A 21,091-nucleotide genomic window follows, 5' to 3' on the forward strand; every position below is an offset into this window, starting at 1 on the left:
CTCCTGTCGCAGGAAATTGATTATTGATAATCAGATTTGTGTGTGGGGTTTGGTTAGACTGATTTCAGGTTCTGGATGCGGAAATAAGTCAGGTAAATCAGGGCGAACTTGATGCGCTTGTACCTCACCATTGGTAGCTTCAACGAGGAATTTAACATTTCTCGGGGCTACCTTTGCTTTGCCGCATAACCATTTTTGAACGGCCGCCTGAGTAACGCCGCACGCCTCCGCTAGTCTCTTTTGAGTGCCAACAATTTGAATTGCCGTCTTAATTACATTATCCATTTCAATCACCTTTGTTGTATTTAACTGCAAATATACAACCAAGGTTGTTTTTTAGCAACAACAATAGTGATTTGACCGGGTATAACTAAGGTTGTATTTTGCGAGGATGGGAATGACACTTGCACAAAGATTGAAAGTAGCCATGAAGGAATCTGGGCTAACTCAGGCTGCACTAGCTGAGAAGGCTGGAGTTTCACAAGCTGCTATTCAAAAAATAACGTCCGGTAAAAGCCAGAGCACCACTAAGCTACTGGAAATTTCCCGCGCACTCCAGGTACGCCCGGAATGGCTTGGAGAAGGGATTTTGCCGATGAAGGAATCGACTAAAACAATAAATCAGGAATCAAATATTCCTTCTGAGAATGAATGGGGGAATATTATACCTTGGGATAGTCAGTGCCCAATTCACGAAGACGAGGTCGAAGTGCCATTCTTACGTGATATTGAACTTGCTGCCGGTGATGGTAGCTTTTGTGATCAAGACTACAATGGTTTTAAACTTCGCTTTTCGAAATCGACCTTGCGGCGAGTTGGCGCTCAGAAAGAGAATGTCATTTGCTTTCCAGCCCATGGAAATAGCATGGAGCCGATTCTACCAAACGGTACGACAGTAGCTGTTGATTGTGCAAATAAAAAAATTATCGATGGTAAAATATATGCAATCAATCAAGACGGATTAAAACGTCTTAAACTTTTATATCGTATGCCAGGAAATAAGCTAAGTATCCGCAGCTTTAATAAAGCCGAGCACCCAGATGAAGATGCTGACGGAGAAACCGTAGAAATTATTGGCCGCGTGTTTTGGTGGTCAGTTCTGGATTATTGATAGCTCTAACTTCTAAGTAGTCCAATGAGGGTAGGAGTGTCACTCAACCTAAGAGTTAAAGGAAAATATGAAGATATTCGCTGAGAAATTAAGAGCGCACTCTGATCACGTAAAAAAAGTAAGCCATCATTGTTCTACCGAAGAAACGACTAAACAAGCATTAATATTGCCAATGTTAGATATTCTTGGCTTTAACTCTTATGACCCAACGAAAGTTAAAGCAGAATATGGCGCTGATTTCCCTGGTGTTAAAGTAGGTGAACGAGTCGACTATGCCCTATTTTGCCATGGTGTTCCTGTTATGTTTATTGAGGCCAAGGGCTATAATCAGAAACTTGATAACCATTGCCCTCAGCTTTCTAGATACTTTAACGCGACACCTGAGGTCACTATTGCAGCTATAACTAATGGCACCCAATGGCGTTTCTTTACCGACCTTAAGCAAAGAAATATTATGGATGCCTCTCCATTCCTACAGATTGATGTAGATGAAGCATCGGACTCTGATGCTCATCAGCTATATCAATTCCGTCACGACCAGTTCCAACCAGAAGCACTTCGAACCTTAGCTGAAGAAAGCATATACTTATCAGCATTTACTGATGTTATCAGTGATAGTTTAAGGAATGTTGATGCTGATTTTGTCCGCTATGTTGCAAGTCGCTCTAGCGTACAACGACAGTTGAACCAAAAGTTTCTCGACACAATTACACCACTAGTAAAAATGGCAGTAGAACGAGCTGTTAGTGCAATGGTAGTTTCTGGGCTATCAATGGCTTCCAACAAAGACAAAGATGTTGAAGTCTCACTAGCACCAGAGCTGAAAAAAATAGATGAAACAGCGTCAGTCGTGGATCCTGAAAATTCAAATATAGTTACTACGCATAACGAAAGGTTATTTTTTAGTAATATTCAACTATTACTTGGTGAACAGGCTGATATTTCAGCAAAAGACACAGCCAGTTATTACAATATTCTTTGCCAAGGAAAATCAAACCGTTGGGTTGTGCGCTATTTTGATAGTAAACAGCGACCATCGATAATCTTACCAATTGAATTAGATGAAAAAGCTATTGCAGAAGTTGAGCGAGCGGGACTTGAGCTAGCTCCAGGCAATCAAATTATAATAGATCGCCCTGAAAATATTTTACGATTATCCGGGCTAATCTTGGATTCATACAATTACTGTATGGACGATGATAATTTCAGAAACAAGAAAAAATAGTAATCCATTTCCTGCCCCTTCTCATTGGAGGGGCGCATACATGAATCCCTACGCCATAAACGCCTACCTAAATTCAGCCTTCATTACTTGATTAACCTCTAAAAAATTCAAAAAAGCATAACCAAACTCAAGCTAAGAAAATACATATAAAACCAATACACCATAAAATACAACCAAAGTTGTTGACACAAATACAACTAAAGTGTTTAATTGTTTTCATCAACACGGCACAGCAGCCGATAAGCAGTTTAGGTTCAGTACGTTCTGGCAGCTGGGAAGACAGCGGAGATGAAGTTATGAAAGTAACTAAAAAGCAAACGGGTAAATTCCAGATTCAGTATCGCCAAAGTGGGATGTGGGTTAACGGAAATACTTACTCAACGCGCAAAGAAGCTGATGATTACGCACGTAATACTGGGCGGGATTATCAAGTAGTAAAAGTACGGTAACAACAGAATTTGGGTTGTTGCATTGGAGGAGAACCCCGCGCCAAGGCTCGGCATGATTACCACAGCGCAGCAACCCAATCCAATAACGTAGCCACAACGGGAAAATGTGGTGAGGCAAGACCGAAGACCTGACAGCCCGGAAAGACGGCACCAAATTACAGACGTAAAAAAACCCACCGAAGTGGGCTTCTTTACCCCGGATCACCGACCAAAGTTAACCGGGAATTGCTAACGGGGACCAACCCGTTAACAGAGGCAAGACCAACGGCTTACGCCATCGACCTTAAAACTAGTATATCAGGAGTTGCTATGACAGCACTACAGATAACCACCACGCTCTATATTCATGTTAATCCGCATTCGGCATTGAAAGATAACCGCTTTATTGTGTGTACCTGTGACATGTCACAGTCTGCGCCAGCCTATGCGTTACTCGAAACCCGCGAAATCACACTGGCGTTCGACGAACCCGATCCATTTGAAATCATCAGTAAGCAGGTTGATTCACTACGCGCTCAAAAGGAGCGGCTGGCGGCGGAATCATATCGGCATCAGTTACTAATTGATGATCAGATTCAGGCGCTGCTCTGCATCGAACACACCACACCAGCCAACATCACTGACGATACCGACATTCCGTTCTAATTAGCCCTACATCAAAGACCAAAAACCGTTTAAAAACCAAAGAGGCAAGACCAACATGACTGTATTTATTTGTTTATTCGAGCCGAAAAAAGCGGCACTCAAAAATGGGGCTATACCCTTAGTTATAGCGCTGGAAGCCATAAATAAGAAAATGGCATCGGCACTGGCCATCGGTAAATTGTGGGAGGCCTACCCCGCCGCCGGTGATAACTTTACAGATCCAAAAATCTGTGAGGATACTATCGGACAACCACGCCCTGCTGTGGGTGATTTCGATGAGCAGTTCGCCCAGGATAATACCTTTGATGGCAAGGTGTGGACGCCAAATAGCGTGGCATCGCCAGAGGATGAGGATGATAACGACGGCGACGAACAGGGTGATAATTCAGACTTAGTGAACTACGCCAAGCTAGGGATTGATGTCAAAGTTGGCAAGATCCTAATGTATGAGTTGCGTGACATCGATACGCACGAACTATCGCTAGTGTATGACCTGATTAACGACGACGAGGGTGATGCCGGGCTACGTTCAATTATAACCGCATTGGCAGGCATACCGGCTATCGGCGCGATGTATCAGGAGTCAGTCAAAGAGCTGATCGATGCTATTAATGTGAAGTTCCCTAAAATCCCTCAATTCCCTGAGGTACAGAAGTTTGCCCAAAAATGGGTTGATGAACCTAATAAACGGGACGAATTAACCGGGGCGAAAAAAGTTACCCGCATAACCACACCTGATCCGGATGCGCCAATTAAGCGCGGCTTTGATCACACCTATAAAACCCTCGATCTCGAAGTTGCCCTCGCCTTAGTACCTGCAGATTTTAATTGCTGGGAAATCCACTCAGCAGAAATGAGGCAGGCAAAAGAGCTGATGGACAGTAATGATGATGCTTGGCGTAAATGGTCAACCGAATTGCGTGTTCGTAGCGATGCGTTATCTATCCCGCGTGAAACCATCTTTGAGATGATCCGCGCCGGTAAAGAGAAACCTATTTTCCTAACCGATGCCGCCGCCCGAAAAGAATTTATCTCACAATGTATCGCCGTCAAAGGGCCGCGGCCCGCGGTTAAAAATTTAGGTGACGGTAAGTTCTCGATTGATGGTCTGGTCGGTGGTGAACCACAACCCGCGGCGAACAGTGAAATAAAACTAGCCCTGGTTGCCAATACTGAGCCAGAAACCGAAAAAAAACCGCCAATTATTGCAACAGAACCGGAAAACACTGCACAGGAACCTATCACCGATAATGCCGCTCAGCAGGCTAAAGATACGTTGGATCAGTTGGGTTATGGCGTTTATGCCTCAGTTGAAGATAGCCCGGAGCAACCTGCAGAAACTATCCGGCGTAGTGAAGAGGTTGCATCTGAAATCAACACTGATGAGTTTCAGCAGCGAGCCGTCATCATTGAAGAGGATATCTCTGCACAGCCTCAAGATGTGCAGGACAACATGAATCTGTGGCGCTCGGTGCAAAGAACCGATGAGCGCTTCACTAAAGCATTCTCAAATAATGGTGGTGGCACGTCGATTAACGGCACCTATATGGTTATGCAAGCGACAAAATTGCTTGGGCCACAAGGTATCAACTGGCAGGTGGAAATTTTAGAAGAGCGCTTTGATAACGGCGTACCTATTATGCGGTCAGTTAAAGGTGCTGATGGGAATTATATTAAAGAAATTATCCCCAATGGTTCTGGTGGCTATCTGACTGAGATAAACCATGTCATTAAGATACGCTTAATTTACACCTTGCGTGGTGAGCGTGGCGAAATCCCTGCTTATGGCTGCACCCCATATATCTACAACACCAAAAATGGTCTTACCTGTGATAGTGAGGTCACCAAAAAATCACTAACGGATGCGACTAAAAAGGCACTCTCACAACTTGGTTTCTCAGCCGATGTATTCCTCGGTCTTTTTGATGATCTCGGATACCGCACTGATAACGCCGCTGAGTTCGCCATCAAAAATGCCAGTGAAAAAGCCGGTGACACCGTTCGCCTGCGCAAAGAGCTGGATGAGAAATTAACCAAAGTCGGCAATACCATTTCGAATGCCGTCACTACCAATGAAGTGAGTAAAATATACGGCACTATTGCCCGCGAAGTTGATGTCCATCGCAAAGATGCCGAAGCCAAAGCCGATCACCAACACGCCAATTACCTCAAAACCCGATTGCTTGCATTACACCGCGTAACTGAAAAACGGGTTGCCGAACTTACCGCACAGGAGCAATCAGCATGAGCAACACCGCAATCGCATTAGCCGCAGACCTTTTTAAACTGCAACAGTTGGTTGAGTCCTCCGAAGAACTCACGCCAGAAATGATCGCCGACACGCTAGAGGGTTTAGAGGGTGCTTTGGGGGATAAGCTAGATGCAACCTATGTCTTTGTCCGTAATTTAGAGGGGCAGGCTAAAACCTGTGATGAAGAGGCGAAACGCCTGGCTGACCGTAAGCGGTCATTCGAGAACCGGGCAAAATCGATCAAACAGTATGTGCTCAGCTGTTTATTAGCCGCAGATATGAACACGTTGAAAACGCCGTACAACACATTCACCGCGCGAAAAGGTGTGGCCAGTGTGGTGATCGACAACGAGGATTTGTTGCCAAGTGAATTAGTGACAGTGCAAACCATCGTAGCCCCCGATAAAAAGGCCATCAAAGAAGCCATAGAGAATGGCGTTGATGTTAAAGGGGCGCATATCGAGATAGGTAGTCGTAGCCTGCAGGTTCGCTAATTTCATTCAGCCCCGGGCCAACGGGGCATTATTGAGGCCAGACCCATGCTAAAGCGTACCCACAAGCGCGGCGAAAAGTCCTATATCACGTTACCTGATGGGCGAACGGGAACTATCCATACCGATCGCCGTTGTGATGTTCACTACGATTTTCCGATAGATGTTCGGATTAGCAGCACACCACCGCAGCCAATCGTTGAAAAGGAGGTCAACCAATGATCCGCCCTCAACTAGCCGTATTTTTTATCACAGCAGGTACAGCCTTAATTTTTATCTATGGGGCCGAGGTTAGCGCAGTCGCTGCGTTTTCATTCGGTACCGGTTTGGCTATGGGGTGCTGGAGACAAAGAAAGGTACCAACCAAAAGTTGATTTTGCATAATCAGAAATAATCAGCCGGCCCCGCTAGCATGGTGGTAAACCAACACCAGGGAAATCACCATGCAGCCATGGCAACCGGGCAAACGCCTATTAACCGAGTTCGACATTAAGATCGGCAAACTATCAGCCAGTGTACGCAAGCAACAACTCACCGACCAAGATATACAGCGGGCCTGCTCTGAAACCGACAGAGCGATAGGCCGCATGATACAGGGGCAAGACCATGAGAAACGACCACGACATAATCACCAAAGAGGAGATGATTGAGTTGACCGGTCATCACTATAAAACCAAACAGTGTGAATCTTTAAGCCGCTCGGGGATCTTTTTCATCCGGCGCCCGGACGGTCACCCGAAAACCACTTGGGGCCATTTTTTGAACCCAGTCACTTTACGCGGTAAGCAGGTGGAGCCTGAGAAAGAAGAACCCAATTTTGAGGCCATGAACAGTGGCCGGTAAACGCAAAAATCCCGAAGACGCGGCATTGCCACCTAGGGTATATCGCGGCAAATCTAAATATGAATTTCACCCGGCACGCGGTGGTTCAATATCGCTTTGCCCATTGGATGCACCTATTTCTCAAGTCTGGTCATGCTACGAAAAGATAAATAATGAGCCATTAGAAAAAGCCAGCTTGAATAAACTCACTGAACAGTTTTTCCGCTCTGCTGATTTTAATGAGTTAGCTATTGAGACACAGAAAGACTACCGAAAATATTCACTTAGAGTATTACCAGTGTTCGGGAAAATGGAACCAGACAATATAAAACCTGAACATATCAGGAAATATATGGATAAACGTGGGGTAGCCAGCAGAACGCAAGCAAACCGTGAGAAAACCTTCCTCTCGCGGGTTTATCGTTGGGGGTATGAGCGGGGAATGGTGAAAGGTAATCCATGTAGAGGCGTAAAACAATTTAAAGAATCCAGCAGGGAGCGGTACATCACCGATGCTGAATATAACGCGCTCTACAATGTTGCACCGCTCATTGTTAAAGCTGCAATGGAACTTGCCTATCTTTGTTGCGCTCGGCAAGCGGACATACTCGCTTTGAAAAAGTCACAGCTAATGGATAGTGGCGTATTTATACAGCAAGGGAAAACCGGCAAGAAACAGATCAAGGCATGGACGGAAAGATTACAGCAGGCCATCAAGATTGCCGATGAAATAAAAATCGCCCCAGGTGTGAGCAGTATTTATGTACTACATCAAAAGTCAGGGCATGGTTACACAAGAGATGGTTTCAATAGTCGATGGCGCAATGCAAAATTATTGGCCGCAAAAACATTTCCCGAATTGGATTTTGATTTCACATTTCATGATTTAAAGGCAAAGGGAATATCCGACTTAGAGGGAACGCTCGAAGAGAAGCAAGCCATTTCAGGGCATAAGAATACGGCTCAGACAGCAAGATATGACAGGAAAACAGAAATTGTGCCGGTGGTAGGTGGTCAGAAAAAGTGAGTTTTTATTCAGATTACCAAAATCATGTTAGGAAATGATGTTAGGAACATCTTAGGAATGTGATTTCAGGCACAAAAAAACCGCCTCTCGGCGGTTAACGACATACTCATACTACTTTGTTTTACTTAGAATATTTTCCATGGTGCCCGGGGCGGGACTTGAACCCGCACAGCCATAAGCCGAGGGATTTTAAATCCCTTGTGTCTACCGATTTCACCACCCGGGCTCTGGAAAACTGGAGGCGCGTCCCGGAGTCGAACCGAGGTAGACGGATTTGCAATCCGTAGCATGGCCACTCTGCCAACGCGCCTTATTCTTCTTTGCCTTTACAGCTGAGGTCCGCTTAAAGCCAACCTACTAATTTGGAGCGGGAAACGAGACTCGAACTCGCGACCCCGACCTTGGCAAGGTCGTGCTCTACCAACTGAGCTATTCCCGCAACATCAGAACTTACTGATTCTTTTGCTATCTTTCGACATTTTATTGCTGCCGTCTGATGCGATGCATTCTACTTACCTGACGCAGTGAGTCAATAAAATTATCTGACTAATACGTTCGTTTGCTGCTTTTTACGGCGCTTCGATCAAGGTTCGAGCAAATCTTTCCAGGCCGCGTTTAAATATTGAAACATTGACCAGAATGTCAATACCGCAGCAATGTAAAGAAGAACAAAGCTGGCAAGCTCGATGTTATGGTCTGGGCGCCAAAGTAAGCCAACGAGTGATCCCATTTGAGCTGTTGTTTTAACTTTACCAATCCATGATACCGCGACACTACTGCGTTTACCGAGTTCCGCCATCCACTCACGGAGGGAGGAGATGATAATTTCTCGGGCTATCATAGTCGCTGCAGGTAATGTAATCCACCAGACATGGTAATGCTCAGCAACCAGCACTAACGCAATGGCGACCATGACTTTATCCGCTACCGGGTCAAGAAAAGCCCCAAAGCGGGTTGTTTGCTTCCATCTGCGGGCTAAAAAACCATCAAACCAATCGGTTGCTGCTGCAAACACAAATATGATGGCACAAACCATCGGAGCCCATACGAATGGCAGATAGAATGCCAGAACGAAGAATGGGATGAGTACAACACGAAACAGGGTAAGCCAAGTCGGTATATTCAATTGCATAATGCTACGATAACTATCTGGCTGGTGTGGACATTATGAGTATGGTGCAACATTAGCCTCAGTGTTTCAATGCATTGTAGATTTTTTCTGCCAATGCTTGTGAAATACTCGGCACTTTTGCAATTTCCTCGACGCTTGCGTTAAGTAAAGGTTGCAGTCCGCCCATGTATTTCAGCAAAATTTGCCGTCTCTTAGGGCCGATCCCCTCTATCATTTCTAACGCACTGGTATTTTTTACTTTAGAACGACGCTGTCTGTGCCCAGTTATTGCGTGGTTGTGAGAGTCATCACGGATATGTTGAATCAAATGCAATGCTGGTGAGTCTGGTGGTAAGGAGAAACCTTCCCCTTCCGCCGCCAAAAACAGTGTTTCCAGCCCCGCCTTCCTATCACTCCCCTTTGCAACCCCCACTAATAATGGTTTTTGCTTATCCCACGGCACGTTGAGCGAAGCAAAGACGTCAAAAGCCTGAGACAGTTGACCTTTCCCACCGTCAATAAAAATAACGTCAGGAATTTTTTTCTCATCTAATGCCTTGCCATACCGACGCTTAAGCACTTGGGACATCGCGGCATAATCATCACCGGGCGTGATGCCACTAATATTGTAGCGCCTATATTCTGAACGTACAGGTCCATTTGCATCAAATACCACGCAAGATGCTACTGTCTGTTCCCCCATCGTATGACTGATGTCAAAACACTCCATACGATTGATCTCATCAAGATTAAGTATCTTGGCTAACTCTTTCATCCGCTGGTGAATGGTTGATTGTTGCGATAAGCGAGTAATCAACGCAGTTGAGGCATTTGTGCGAGCAAGTTTCAGATAGCGAGCCCGATCACCCCGAGGGCGACTTTGGATCTGAATTTTCCTGCCGGCCAGTTCAGAAAGAGATGAGGCCAGTAGATCCTTCTCTTCAAGTGTGAAGTCCAGCAGAATCTCACCTGGGAGTGTGCGCCCCTGACTTCCTTGTAAGTAAAACTGCCCAACAAATGTCTGGACGACTTCACTTAGCTCGGTCCCCGCAGGAACTTTCGGGAAGTAGCTTCGGCTCCCAAGCACTTTTCCCTGTCGTATAAATAGCACATGGACACAAGCCAGTCCGGCATCAAATGCCACACCGATAACATCGAGATCCTCACTGTCACCGGAAACAAACTGCTGCTCGGTAACTCGCCGCACAGCTTGTATTTGATCACGAATGCGCGCCGCATCTTCAAAATTCAGCGATTTACTGGCTTCCTCCATACGGGAAATCAGTTGAGTTAATACTTGCTGATCTTTCCCCGACAGGAACAAGCGCACATAATCTACCTGACGCTGATACTCTTCGTCGCTCACCAGCCCCGTAACACAGGGGCCAGAACAACGACCAATTTGGTATTGCAGGCAGGGGCGCGAGCGATTGCGGTAAACACTATTTTCACACTGCCTGACCGGAAAAAGCTTTTGCAATAAAGCCAATGTTTCGCGAACAGCATAGGAGTTTGGAAACGGCCCGAAGTACTCCCCTTTCTCGTGCTTTGCTCCGCGATGAATAGCCAGACGCGGATGAGTATCCGCGCTTAAGAAAATAAGTGGGTACGACTTATCATCTCGCAACAAAACATTGTAGCGAGGCTGATAAAGCTTGATGTAATTATGCTCAAGCAGCAAAGCTTCCGTTTCTGTATGCGTCACGGTCACGTCAATCTGAGCAATATTCTTGACCAAAGTCTCTGTTTTACGACTCGCGACTTGGGCACGGAAATAACTCGTCAGGCGTTTTTTAAGGTCTTTTGCTTTACCGACATAAATAACTGTCCCCGACTTATCATACATACGGTATACGCCAGGTTGGCTGGTGACAGTTTTTAAAAACTCTTTAGAATCAAAACAATCAGTCACTATTAGATAACATCTCCGCGTTAAATAGACCATGGCGAATAGCCAAATGTGTCAATTCAACATCACCACTAATATTCAGCTTGCTAAACATCCGGTAACGATAGCTGTTCACTGTTTTTGGACTCAAGTGAAGTTGCTCCGATATCTCATTCACCTTTTGGCCTTTAGTTATCATTAACATAATTTGTAATTCACGCTCTGACAAACAGCTAAAAGGTGTTTCAGCAGGCGGTTCCAACTGACTCAGCGCCATCTGCTGTGCAATATCCGAAGCAATGTAACGTTGCCCCGAATGAACAGCACGGATAGCCGTAACAACATCCTGAGGTGCCGCACCTTTACTTAAATACCCACCAGCGCCCGCCTGCATGACTTTCGCCGGCAAGGGATTTTCCGTATGAATGGTTAGCATGATAACTTTAGTATCCGGAGAATAACGCAAAATCTTGCGCGTAGCTTCCAACCCGCCGATACCGGGCATATTCATATCCATCAAAACGATATCGACAACATGGCTACGGCACCATTTTACCGCATCTTCACCACACTGCATCTCACCCGCTACCTTGATACCCTTGATATCTTCAAGAATGCGTCGTATCCCTGCGCGCACCAGTTCGTGGTCATCAACAAGAAGAACGCTAATCAAAGAAAATTCTCCAAAAATAAGGGAGTAACCTAATCACACTTTGTTTACGACAATGATATTACTTGTTTTCGACCAAATAATGAATACAGAAAAATTGCAAAATCATATCTATACTGTTTGACATATATTATTTTCATCAACATTTTAACTATGTACATAAATTTGCAGACATATCATTTAACAGCCTGATAAAAAAGAAAAGTTTTTTTAAGATTTTTCTTGCTGTAACTCAGCTATTCACACAGAAAAATAATTACCGACATTAAGATAATTAGTTTTATACCAAAAAAACACAACGTATTGATACAACTAAAGATCAAGTGACCTGCTACTCATTCTCCGATATAGGAATTACTCTTAGTTTTGCTTATTTATTGTTTATCTCTTATTCACTTTCACGGCGTGTGATTCTTGACACAAATTACCCATTCGAAAATGATATGGTTTTTATGAACATAACTAACTTAATTAAGATAAAGCGTACATTAAGATAAGAAACATTGACAAGCAGCGCCTTTCATCGCCACAAGCACGGTCAAAATTTGGGCTACCAATAAAAGATTGCGCACTTGTTATCAAAGCGAACTATCAGTTTATGGTATGATACAACAACTGTTTAATAATGCCGCGAATGTTCACTGCGATACTGGGCTCCCCAACATCACCTTGTTCACTGGCAAGCTATCACTTCAGGAAAAAAATGAGCAATCCAGACTTTACCACTTCTGCTGACCCAGAAACTTTAGCAAATGAAGTTGCATGCTTGAAAGCAACATTGACTCTACTGCTAAAAGCCATCGGCCAAGCCGATGCTGGGAAAGTAATCTTAAATATCGAGCGCTCTATTGCCGGTATCGAAGACACTGCTCAAGCTGAAGTTTTCACCAATACAGTGGCTCAAATCAAGAACGGCTATCGTCAATAGCCGCTAGAAACAACATGTAATAAACCAATTTTACCCTGCTGCCTGATTTATAAATTTCATTATTTTTATTGAAATATATTCAATCGGCAGCTTCTTTTTTATTTTTCGAGAGTGTCATGGGATTATTACTTAAGGCACTGATCGGTGCCAGTGTTGTGGTATTGATTGGGATATTATCGAAAACACGCAATTACTATATTGCTGGCTTAATTCCATTGTTCCCTACTTTCGCCCTCATCGCACACTATATTGTCGGTAAAGAACACAGTATTGAAGCACTGCGCACAACAATTATATTTGGTTTGTGGGCCATCATCCCTTACTTTATCTACCTGATATCCCTTTATTTTCTCATCGAGCATTTACGCTTATCGCAAGCTTTAGTTGTAGCTGTTATATGTTGGACTATTGCTGCATGGGGACTTATATCCGTCTGGAGTCAATGGCACAGCTAGCGACAAATCATGCCAAAAATCCCTATAAAATCAACGCAATAATAATAAAACAAGTGCATGGATAGCTAACATTGCCACAGAGAAAATAAGATTCAGGTTATTGATAGATCTTGACCTGAGTTCATCTGAAGACTCATCGCTTACCTGGATTTTCCTAATTCTGTAGATCCAATACCCGCCAAGTAGCACAAAAAGCAGAGCTAACGACACCGCCAATAGGGGATATCCCCACACCAGATACTCACTCAGCGCTACAATAGCAAACCAAAGAATGACAAAGACCATGATTGACCACCTAAATTTTTAGTCATTCGAGCTTAGCACACTCCTTAAAAACCATTAAGTTGCGCCAAGAAAAAAGTAGTAAAATTTCAAAAACGATAAAAAACTTCAAGTATAAATACACCATAAAGATTAGCATCAGGTTAGTAATTCGTTAATTTCCCTATAGAACGATGGCGCTAATCGAGCATAAGATCAGAATATAATATTTAGCAAAAACCACAAAACCAGCTCAATCACCTAATCACGAACTATAAAGCAACAAAGAGAACCAATAAGGCAACAATTCACTATAACTCGCACGCAAAAATAAAGTACTAAAAAAAACTAAATTAAGTAGTTTTACTACATCAAGAATTCATCGCATTGGCCGTTATACATTGCACCTATTTTAATAAGCGTAAAGACCATGAAAAAGTTCTCCGAACTCTCTATTTTGACAAAATTACTCTCCGGATTCTCTGTTGTTATTGTAATGATGTTATTACTTGGCGCTGTAGCACTATCTCAGTTAAGTAGTAATAACGCCAGACTAGAGGCCTATCGAGACAGTTGGTTACCAGGCGTCCGTTATGCGCTGGAAATGCGTGGTGTTTTGGCCGAATTACGACTACAACAGGTGCAATACATCGCCTCATCGACAGAAAAAGAGCGTGAAGGCCACCAATTGGAGATTTTACAGGCCGTTGATAACTTCCGTGCAGCACAAAATCGATTCTTAAAGTTACCTGAAGGCTATAATGATTCCGAGTTATTTAAGAGAATAATGTCAGACTTTGATAATTTCTCTCATGCAAACAGTTTTGTTATTGATGCGGTTAATAATAACCAATTAGTTGAAGCCAGTAAGATCAGTGGCGACACCTCCAGAAAATACCGCACGCAGTTAATGAAAGATTTAGCTGAATTAGTAGTGCTAGAAGTTCAGGGGGGAGAAAAAGCAGCAACCGAGGGTCAACAAAGTTTTAATACTGCTAAAAGCTTACTTCTCGCTCTATTATTGTTCGCAGTTCTTATTTCAGCGCTGCTTGCTAGCATGATTGCTCGTAATTTATCCCGCTTATTGGGCGGAGAGCCAGCTTATGCGGTATCTATTATGGGGCATATCGCGGCTGGCAATTTATCAACTGAAATAAAGCTTCGCCCTGGTGATAAAAATAGCTTACTGGCTTCCTTGAGCACAATGAACCAGCAGTTGAAGAGCACTATTAATGAGATCATGCACGGTAGTGAATCAATTTCTGTTGCATCAAATCAAATTGCACAAGGCAATACTGATTTATCACAACGCACTGAAGAGCAAGCATCGTCACTTATCCAAACCTCTGCCAATATGCAGGAATTAACCCAACCCGTGCGGCAAAATGCTGATAATGCACGGCAAGCAAGCGAACTGGCCGTTAATACCGCAGCCACAGCAACCGAAGGCGGAGTTATTGTTGATGAAATGCTGCTTCGTATGCAGGAAATATCAAATAGTTCGAAGAAAATTGTCGATATTATTGCGGTGATTGAGGGGATTGCTTTCCAAACCAATATATTAGCCCTAAATGCTGCGGTTGAAGCTGCCAGAGCCGGTACAGAAGGAAAAGGGTTCGCCGTTGTTGCAAGTGAAGTGCGAACATTGGCCCAAAAAAGTGCAAATGCGGCGAAAGAAATTAAGCTGCTCATTGTCGGTACGGTTGAAAAAATTAATGCCGGTTCAGAACGTGCTGACCATGCCAGTCAGGCAATGGGCGAAATTGTTGATTCGGTGAGTAAAGTTGCACATATTGTTGGCGAAATATCCATTGCGTCACAAGAGCAACATATTGGTATTCAAGAAATCGGCATAGCGGTAGAACAAATGGACCAAGTGACGCAACAGAATGCAGCATTGGTTGAGGAGGCCGCAGCCGCGGCGCAATCATTAACTGAGCAAGGTGCAGAATTACGTCAGGTTATTCGCTTCTTTCAGATTAAGGCTCCACAGTAAGTTAGGAAAATAATGAATCGGAGCTAAGCCCAATATGGGTCAAGGGTTTAGCTCTTAGCACTGATATCAATACAATTTATGTTATTTATGGCAACAAATCTTTCAGCACCCAAAGACTGACGCTTCCACCATTCACTGGAAATACCGCCTCCCCAGCGTCATCGGTAGTAATAGTAGCCGGGTGATTACCTAAATAGTCGACGAACTCTTTATTCGGGAAATCTGCACCAAGTGCAATTGTTTTTTCATTTTCAGCGCTATTAGACAGGATGACGACACAGCCGGGATCTTCCTCCGTGCCTGCACGAACAAAAGCGATACAGTTCTTATCATCAAAATAATCTGTCTGCGCTCCATGAGCGAAACGTTGCCTGGCTTGAATTAATTTTTCTAACTCAGTAACAATCGGCATTTCTATCTGATAAGTACCGCCATCATCACCGCTATCTTCATAATTGGCACCGAAAAGATCAGGATAGAAAATACAGGGGATGCCCTGTTCACGAATTAAAATTAACGCATAAGCTAAAGGCTTAAACCAAGGCTCAACCGGTGCCTCCAGTGATTGAAGGGGTTGAGTATCATGATTAGCGACCAAAGTTATGGTATGCATCGGATCGACTTCGATTAACGAGCCATTGAATACTTGAGTTAAATCAAAGTCTTCACCTTGTTTAGAGGCATCGTGAAACTTGTGATGTAAGGCGACATCAAACAGCATCGCATTACCCTCTACCCGTGCCAAATATTGTTGTAATTTTTCGATATCCGCTGACCAATACTCAGCAATAATCAGCAGGTCTCGCCCCGCTTTATTTCGTACATGCTCTATCCACTCTTTAAAAAACCAGGCGGGAATATGTTTCACTGCATCCAAGCGAAAACCATCAATTGGCAATGTATCAAGTAACCATTCACCCCAATATTTTAACTCGCCCATCACTGCAGGATTACGGAAATCAATATCCGCCCCCATCAAATAATCAAAATTACCTAATTCATCATCGACCTCGCTATTCCAACCCTCATCACTATAATCATTTACGATTTTAAAAATTCCTTCATCTGACGGTTCTTCAATATAATCAACCCCAGAAAAACACTGCTTATCCCAGATAAATGATGAGTAAGTTTGATGGCGTCCAGGGAATGTAAAACGGGTATAAGCCTGAGCGTCGATAATCTCATCATCAATTTCAGTGCGGTTTTCGGGGTTCACTTTGCGAACACTAACTTGCTCTTTTTCATCGGCACCCATTTTGTGATTGAGCACCACATCAAAAAGTACTTTTATATCCACTTCTTTTAATCGATTAATCGCATTTAACAGCCCCTCTTTATCGCCATATTTTGTCGCCCGCGTTCCCTTCTGATCAAATTCGCCTAAATCAAATAAGTCATAGGTGTCATACCCAACAGAGTAGCCTCCGGAGGCACCTTTATAGGCAGGAGGAAGCCAAACAAAATTAATGCCAAGCTGACTGATATGCTCCGCGCGTTCAGAAACTTCCTGCCATAATTTGCCACCGTCTGGGTAGTACCAATGGAAAAACTGGAAAATCGTGGGATTTTTCATAGGCTTGATAGCTCCGTTTTACCTTCTACCCCATAGTATGGCCCACTTTATAAAAACTGGACTGATAATAAGGTAATAGACTGTGTATTCCTTTTGAGATTGCGTTAATGTGTAAGCCGTGTATCTATATTAAAAATATGAGGCTTAAATGAATATAGTGGATATTCCATTTGGTATCACCGATTGGTCAACAATAGATAAAACCGAGCATAAAGGAGAGCACGGTGTTGCCTATTGGCAAACACAGAATTTTGGCAGTATAAGAGTGCGCATGGTTGAGTACAGTGCGGGATACCTGGCAGACCACTGGTGTTCCAAAGGCCATATTTTGCTCTGCATTGGCGGGGAATTAAGTACTGAATTGGATGATGGCCGAATTTTTATATTAAAGGCTGGGATGAGTTATCAGGTTGCGGATCATGCGGAAGCACACCGCTCGTCAACAATCTCAGGTGCTAAACTTTTTATTGTCGATTGAACCAGAGTCTCTCCGAATACTGACTCTTTTGTGCATCAGCTAACAGCCTCTCCTCGACTGTCAGCTGAAATAACGTTTTATTACTGCCCTTCAGGTAGTGAGTCAACCGGATTATCCGGATATAAAACCCGAATACGACGCCTGACAATTTCAACCTGAAATGCGGCCATCACTGCGATTATAATCAGAATCTCACCAAAACCACCTTGTTCCGTTGGCTGATTATAAAGATATTGCAGTGTGCCAATAATCCATTTAGATCCGACAAGTAGCAGGAATAAGGTAATGGTCAGTGGTGTCCCTTTGCAAAAGATACGTCCATCTGCTTCACGCCAAATTTCTATAAGGCGGCCTTGTAAAATACCAATGACAATACTAAAGACAACACCGCTACCTAAAACCAACCAGGAGGTCGCTGTAGCTGGCATATAAGTGCCACCCACTACCAGGCCGACCATCCCGTATACCCAAGCCCATTTAAAACGAGCGGGACCTAACGGCACCTCGTGACTGGCCGACTGACGGTACAATGCAAAAAGTGTTAGCACCAGAATAATCAGTATTTGTACTGGAGTCATCGCTATCTCCTTCAATAGAAGCATCTAGTCAGGGATAAAGCACCTTAATCGTGATAATGACCAACTGCACTAGCAATACATGCATGCTTTATCAGTCTTTGGAGAAGCCAGAACAATTAGCAATCATTCGCCAATCGTTCTGTACAAAGTTTAGCCTATTTGCCGACAAATAACACTATTGCGATAATATTAATCCCATCTCACATTCGTATTAATTAGTTTGAGCTATCAGATATTAGCCCTCATGACTCAATCAACCAATCCCAACCACCAAATATTGCAGGGGCAATAATATTCAACGCACTCGCCAGTCTATTTAAACGTCTCATGCTAATGCTAGACTAGCAGCGCTTTTTATTAGCGCGAAAATCATGGCCGGTCAATAGCTATCAAGCTGAAGGAGAACGAATAACAAACTGGCTAGCTGACAGTGTTATTAGGCAACATCGAACATTAGGAACTTATGTTAATCTTTTGGCCAAACAAGGAGTTATTATCATACTCTTAGAAGAGTGGGGGCCTTCATTATTTGGTTTTTTACCTGTTTTTAGCTTATATCTTAAGCAATCGTCAACCAACAAAAAATGATGAAGATTGAACTTTATTACCAATATGCATATCTGTTGTTATATGAATTTTCTTGAGTCAACAGATGGGCTACGAATGAAAAAACTTTTAATTATCTTAACTATTCTCATTGGTTCTATCGTGTTGATAACCTTTACTACACATGTGGCGTGCATGGAACTGATTGAGTTTATTATGCAAAAAATCGGAGTTCGTTGTTATATGAAGAAGCTAATAAACATAATAAATGGATTTTTAAACTCGGGAGTACGTGGCTCAATTGAGCAATTGAATTAAATAGTTACCGGGTTCCCCTGGCGGTCAATTGGCATATCGATAAGGAACATAATCGGTGTTTTTTTGTTCACATGTTTTCATTAGTGAAACCAAACGTAAAATTAACACTGAAATAAGGAAAATGAGAGTTGACGGAAATAAGGCATGGAAGGCTGGATTAAAAAGGCCAGAATAGAAGATTTCCAACTCCATAATTTAAGACATACATGGGAAAAAATAGACAAAATATTAAATCTTAATGGCGAGAATATGACACACAAATATAATCAAGATATACTTAATGTTGTATAAGTGATTGATTTTGTTGGTGGGTCGTGGCGGGTTCGAACCGCCGACCAATTGATTAAGAGTCAACTGCTCTACCAACTGAGCTAACGACCCAACGGCGATAATTATTCTCCTGTTAGCCTTGGCTGTCAAACATTTCATCGGATTTTTCTCTTTATACTGCGCTATTTCCGCCATCGTCGATTAATTATTCATCTGATACTGACGATTATTGTTAGTTATGTAACTTCATGTTGTAATTCCACGCGCTGTGATGAACTTAACAAAATTCAGTGTATGAAATATCAACACTGGAAAACGAGGCGTATTGTGTAATTATTGTTACTAGGATATTAAATAATTCGCAAAATATGATGTAAATATAGAGAATTCAGACAGACAGACAGACAGACAGACAGACAGACAGACAGCTAAGACCAAAGAGCCAACATAGAGCTCAACAACTTCACAAATACAGGAAGAGGGAATGGGAAAGATGGTAGACCAATCCAAGATAGTGGCAGAGCCTTTGCCGGAACCTGAAGAGCACCTTCAAAGAAATCTCTCCAACCGCCATATTCAACTGATTGCTATTGGCGGTGCCATAGGTACTGGGTTGTTTATGGGATCGGGTAAAACTATAAGCCTTGCCGGGCCGTCGATCATTTTCGTCTATATGATTATCGGTTTTATGTTGTTTTTCGTGATGCGAGCAATGGGTGAGCTGTTGCTATCGAATTTAAAATATAAGTCATTCAGTGATTTTGCCGCTGACCTACTTGGCCCTTGGGCCGGATTTTTCACTGGCTGGACCTACTGGTTTTGTTGGGTCATCACCGGGATCGCCGATGTGGTCGCCATTACCGCTTATGCGCAATTCTGGTTCCCCGGTTTCTCTCAATGGGTCGCCTCACTGTTAGTGGTTTTACTACTGCTATCACTGAATTTAGCAACGGTAAAAATGTTCGGTGAGATGGAGTTCTGGTTCGCCATGATTAAGATCGTGGCCATTGTGGCTCTGATTTTTGCCGGATTGACCATGGTGTTAATGAGCTATCACTCCCCTTCCGGCACTACCGCGTCATTTACCCATTTATGGAGTGATGGCGGGATGTTTCCGAAAGGCATCAGCGGCTTCTTTGCTGGCTTTCAGATAGCTGTTTTTGCGTTTGTGGGTATTGAGTTAGTCGGGACCACCGCCGCTGAAACCAAAGATCCTGAAGTGGTATTACCCCGCGCTATCAACTCCATTCCTATCCGCATTATTATGTTCTATGTTTTCTCATTGATTATGATTATGTCGGTAACTCCATGGAGCTCGGTGGTTGCGGATAAAAGCCCGTTTGTTGAGCTATTCGTATTAGTCGGGTTACCCGCCGCTGCGAGTGTGATCAACTTTGTGGTCTTGACCTCCGCCGCCTCTTCAGCCAACAGCGGCGTATTCTCCACCAGCCGTATGCTGTTCGGGCTGGCAAAAGAGGGCGATGCACCAAAGCAATTTGGTAAGTTGTCACGCCGCTCCGTTCCAGCTTCTGGTCTGACATTCTCTTGTATCTGCCTGCTAGGCGGTGTGGTGCTGATCTACCTGATCCCGAATGTCATGACTGTCTTCACACTGGTCACCACCGTTTCGGCGATCCTGTTTATGTTCGTTTGGACCATTATCCTTTGCTCTTATCTGGTCTATCGCAAAAGACGCCCAGCGCTGCATAAAAAATCGATCTACAAAATGCCAGCCGGCATTTTCATGTCTTGGGTTTGCATGGCGTTCTTCGCCTTCGTGCTGGTGCTGTTAACCTTGGAGAGTGATACTCGTCAGGCACTGATGGTCACGCCGCTGTGGTTTGTCATCCTGACCATCGGCTATCTCATCTTGAAAAGACGCAAAACCCAGCTGTTCGACAGTGATAACCGCTAAGTTATCTGGCGTCAGAGTCTCTCTGACGCCAATTTTCTCGGCCCTTTTCAGCTATCCCTATCAGGTAGCGCAATACCGCA

Annotated in this window: 22 protein-coding genes, 4 tRNA genes and 1 pseudogene; 16 read left to right on the forward strand and 11 right to left on the reverse strand. The window is 43.6% G+C overall.

Going from position 1 to position 21,091, the window contains the following annotated elements:
* Positions 1-30: 30 nt before the first annotated feature.
* On the reverse strand, positions 31-285 hold the full coding sequence (locus tag AACW11_RS13455; RefSeq protein ID WP_145544568.1) for a transcriptional regulator: 255 nt from the start codon (positions 283-285) through the stop codon (positions 31-33).
* Between the two features lie 106 nt (positions 286-391).
* Between AACW11_RS13455 and AACW11_RS13460 the strand changes: the two genes are divergently transcribed.
* From AACW11_RS13460 to AACW11_RS13505, 10 genes are all read left to right on the forward strand, one after another.
* Positions 392-1,111 carry an XRE family transcriptional regulator gene (locus AACW11_RS13460; protein ID WP_145544569.1) on the forward strand — a complete coding sequence of 240 codons (720 nt, stop codon included), beginning with the start codon at positions 392-394 and terminating at the stop codon, positions 1,109-1,111.
* 67 nt (positions 1,112-1,178) lie between these two features.
* Positions 1,179-2,336: a type I restriction endonuclease gene (locus tag AACW11_RS13465; RefSeq protein WP_050163530.1), complete on the forward strand. Its 1,158-nt coding sequence runs from the start codon at positions 1,179-1,181 to the stop codon at positions 2,334-2,336.
* A gap of 296 nt (positions 2,337-2,632) precedes the next feature.
* Positions 2,633-2,785, forward strand: a complete 153-nt coding sequence (locus AACW11_RS13470; protein WP_186381602.1) for a hypothetical protein — start codon at positions 2,633-2,635, stop codon at positions 2,783-2,785.
* 309 nt (positions 2,786-3,094) lie between these two features.
* Positions 3,095-3,430 (forward strand): hypothetical protein, encoded by a 336-nt coding sequence (locus AACW11_RS13475; RefSeq protein WP_145932257.1) that lies wholly within the window; start codon positions 3,095-3,097, stop codon positions 3,428-3,430.
* A gap of 55 nt (positions 3,431-3,485) precedes the next feature.
* Complete coding sequence (locus AACW11_RS13480) at positions 3,486-5,678, forward strand: transcription termination factor (RefSeq protein ID WP_212584430.1); 2,193 nt, start codon at positions 3,486-3,488, stop codon at positions 5,676-5,678.
* The gene (locus AACW11_RS13485) at positions 5,675-6,175 is read left to right on the forward strand and encodes a siphovirus Gp157 family protein (RefSeq protein ID WP_138775316.1); all 501 of its coding nucleotides are present in this window, start codon (positions 5,675-5,677) and stop codon (positions 6,173-6,175) included. The genes AACW11_RS13480 and AACW11_RS13485 overlap by 4 nt, the downstream gene beginning before the upstream one ends.
* Positions 6,176-6,220: 45 nt before the next feature.
* Positions 6,221-6,394 (forward strand): hypothetical protein, encoded by a 174-nt coding sequence (locus tag AACW11_RS13490; RefSeq protein ID WP_212584431.1) that lies wholly within the window; start codon positions 6,221-6,223, stop codon positions 6,392-6,394.
* 221 nt (positions 6,395-6,615) lie between these two features.
* Entirely contained in the window at positions 6,616-6,822 is a 207-nt protein-coding gene (locus AACW11_RS13495) for a hypothetical protein (protein WP_138775317.1), read from the forward strand.
* Positions 6,779-7,015 (forward strand): DUF4224 domain-containing protein, encoded by a 237-nt coding sequence (locus AACW11_RS13500; RefSeq protein WP_212584432.1) that lies wholly within the window; start codon positions 6,779-6,781, stop codon positions 7,013-7,015. Before AACW11_RS13495 ends, AACW11_RS13500 begins: the two co-directional genes overlap by 44 nt.
* Positions 7,005-8,021, forward strand: coding sequence for a tyrosine-type recombinase/integrase (locus tag AACW11_RS13505; protein ID WP_212584433.1), 1,017 nt, complete (start codon positions 7,005-7,007; stop codon positions 8,019-8,021). Before AACW11_RS13500 ends, AACW11_RS13505 begins: the two co-directional genes overlap by 11 nt.
* A 140-nt stretch (positions 8,022-8,161) precedes the next feature.
* On the opposite strand, the gene AACW11_RS13510 is transcribed toward AACW11_RS13505, so the two are convergent.
* The 6 genes from AACW11_RS13510 to uvrY form a co-directional block, all read right to left on the reverse strand.
* Positions 8,162-8,247 (reverse strand) — tRNA-Leu (locus AACW11_RS13510).
* 10 nt (positions 8,248-8,257) lie between these two features.
* A tRNA-Cys gene (locus AACW11_RS13515) sits at positions 8,258-8,331 on the reverse strand.
* A gap of 53 nt (positions 8,332-8,384) precedes the next feature.
* Positions 8,385-8,460 (reverse strand) — tRNA-Gly (locus tag AACW11_RS13520).
* A gap of 144 nt (positions 8,461-8,604) precedes the next feature.
* Entirely contained in the window at positions 8,605-9,153 is a 549-nt protein-coding gene (pgsA, locus tag AACW11_RS13525; RefSeq protein WP_032815476.1) for a CDP-diacylglycerol--glycerol-3-phosphate 3-phosphatidyltransferase, read from the reverse strand.
* Between the two features lie 58 nt (positions 9,154-9,211).
* Positions 9,212-11,044, reverse strand: coding sequence for an excinuclease ABC subunit UvrC (uvrC, locus tag AACW11_RS13530; RefSeq protein WP_212584434.1), 1,833 nt, complete (start codon positions 11,042-11,044; stop codon positions 9,212-9,214).
* A complete protein-coding gene (uvrY, locus tag AACW11_RS13535; protein WP_032898140.1) occupies positions 11,037-11,693 on the reverse strand; it encodes a UvrY/SirA/GacA family response regulator transcription factor in 657 nt (218 codons plus the stop codon). Before uvrY ends, uvrC begins: the two co-directional genes overlap by 8 nt.
* Before the next feature lie 700 nt (positions 11,694-12,393).
* On the opposite strand from uvrY, the gene AACW11_RS13540 reads away from it, so the two are divergent.
* Together AACW11_RS13540 and AACW11_RS13545 are read left to right on the forward strand one after the other, a co-directional pair.
* Positions 12,394-12,618: a DUF2594 family protein gene (locus AACW11_RS13540; RefSeq protein ID WP_005275539.1), complete on the forward strand. Its 225-nt coding sequence runs from the start codon at positions 12,394-12,396 to the stop codon at positions 12,616-12,618.
* A 116-nt stretch (positions 12,619-12,734) separates the two neighbouring features.
* Positions 12,735-13,073: a GlpM family protein gene (locus AACW11_RS13545; RefSeq protein ID WP_212584435.1), complete on the forward strand. Its 339-nt coding sequence runs from the start codon at positions 12,735-12,737 to the stop codon at positions 13,071-13,073.
* A gap of 30 nt (positions 13,074-13,103) precedes the next feature.
* On the opposite strand, the gene AACW11_RS13550 is transcribed toward AACW11_RS13545, so the two are convergent.
* Positions 13,104-13,358, reverse strand: coding sequence for a hypothetical protein (locus AACW11_RS13550; protein WP_212584436.1), 255 nt, complete (start codon positions 13,356-13,358; stop codon positions 13,104-13,106).
* A gap of 406 nt (positions 13,359-13,764) precedes the next feature.
* On the opposite strand from AACW11_RS13550, the gene AACW11_RS13555 reads away from it, so the two are divergent.
* The gene (locus AACW11_RS13555; protein ID WP_212584437.1) at positions 13,765-15,330 is read left to right on the forward strand and encodes a methyl-accepting chemotaxis protein; all 1,566 of its coding nucleotides are present in this window, start codon (positions 13,765-13,767) and stop codon (positions 15,328-15,330) included.
* An 85-nt stretch (positions 15,331-15,415) separates the two neighbouring features.
* Here the strand turns inward: AACW11_RS13555 and amyA are convergent, their stop codons facing one another.
* Positions 15,416-16,906 carry an alpha-amylase gene (amyA, locus tag AACW11_RS13560; protein WP_212584438.1) on the reverse strand — a complete coding sequence of 497 codons (1,491 nt, stop codon included), beginning with the start codon at positions 16,904-16,906 and terminating at the stop codon, positions 15,416-15,418.
* Between the two features lie 148 nt (positions 16,907-17,054).
* On the opposite strand from amyA, the gene AACW11_RS13565 reads away from it, so the two are divergent.
* Positions 17,055-17,384 (forward strand): DHCW motif cupin fold protein, encoded by a 330-nt coding sequence (locus AACW11_RS13565; RefSeq protein ID WP_212584439.1) that lies wholly within the window; start codon positions 17,055-17,057, stop codon positions 17,382-17,384.
* Positions 17,385-17,464: 80 nt separating this feature from the next.
* Here AACW11_RS13565 and AACW11_RS13570 read toward each other — a convergent pair whose 3' ends face one another.
* Positions 17,465-17,962, reverse strand: coding sequence for a hypothetical protein (locus AACW11_RS13570; RefSeq protein ID WP_212584440.1), 498 nt, complete (start codon positions 17,960-17,962; stop codon positions 17,465-17,467).
* Positions 17,963-18,325: 363 nt separating this feature from the next.
* Here AACW11_RS13570 and AACW11_RS13575 point away from each other — a divergent pair.
* Positions 18,326-18,487, forward strand: a pseudogene (locus tag AACW11_RS13575) (SAM-dependent methyltransferase); the annotation flags it as partial.
* 644 nt (positions 18,488-19,131) lie between these two features.
* On the opposite strand, the gene AACW11_RS13580 reads toward AACW11_RS13575, so the two are convergent.
* A tRNA-Lys gene (locus AACW11_RS13580) sits at positions 19,132-19,207 on the reverse strand.
* Between the two features lie 382 nt (positions 19,208-19,589).
* On the opposite strand from AACW11_RS13580, the gene cycA reads away from it, so the two are divergent.
* Positions 19,590-21,011, forward strand: coding sequence for a D-serine/D-alanine/glycine transporter (gene cycA / locus AACW11_RS13585; RefSeq protein WP_212584588.1), 1,422 nt, complete (start codon positions 19,590-19,592; stop codon positions 21,009-21,011).
* The last annotated feature ends 80 nt before the right edge of the window (positions 21,012-21,091 follow it).

The organism is Yersinia sp. Marseille-Q3913, assembly GCF_963892745.1.
Classification (GTDB): Bacteria; Pseudomonadota; Gammaproteobacteria; order Enterobacterales; family Enterobacteriaceae; genus Yersinia; species Yersinia bercovieri.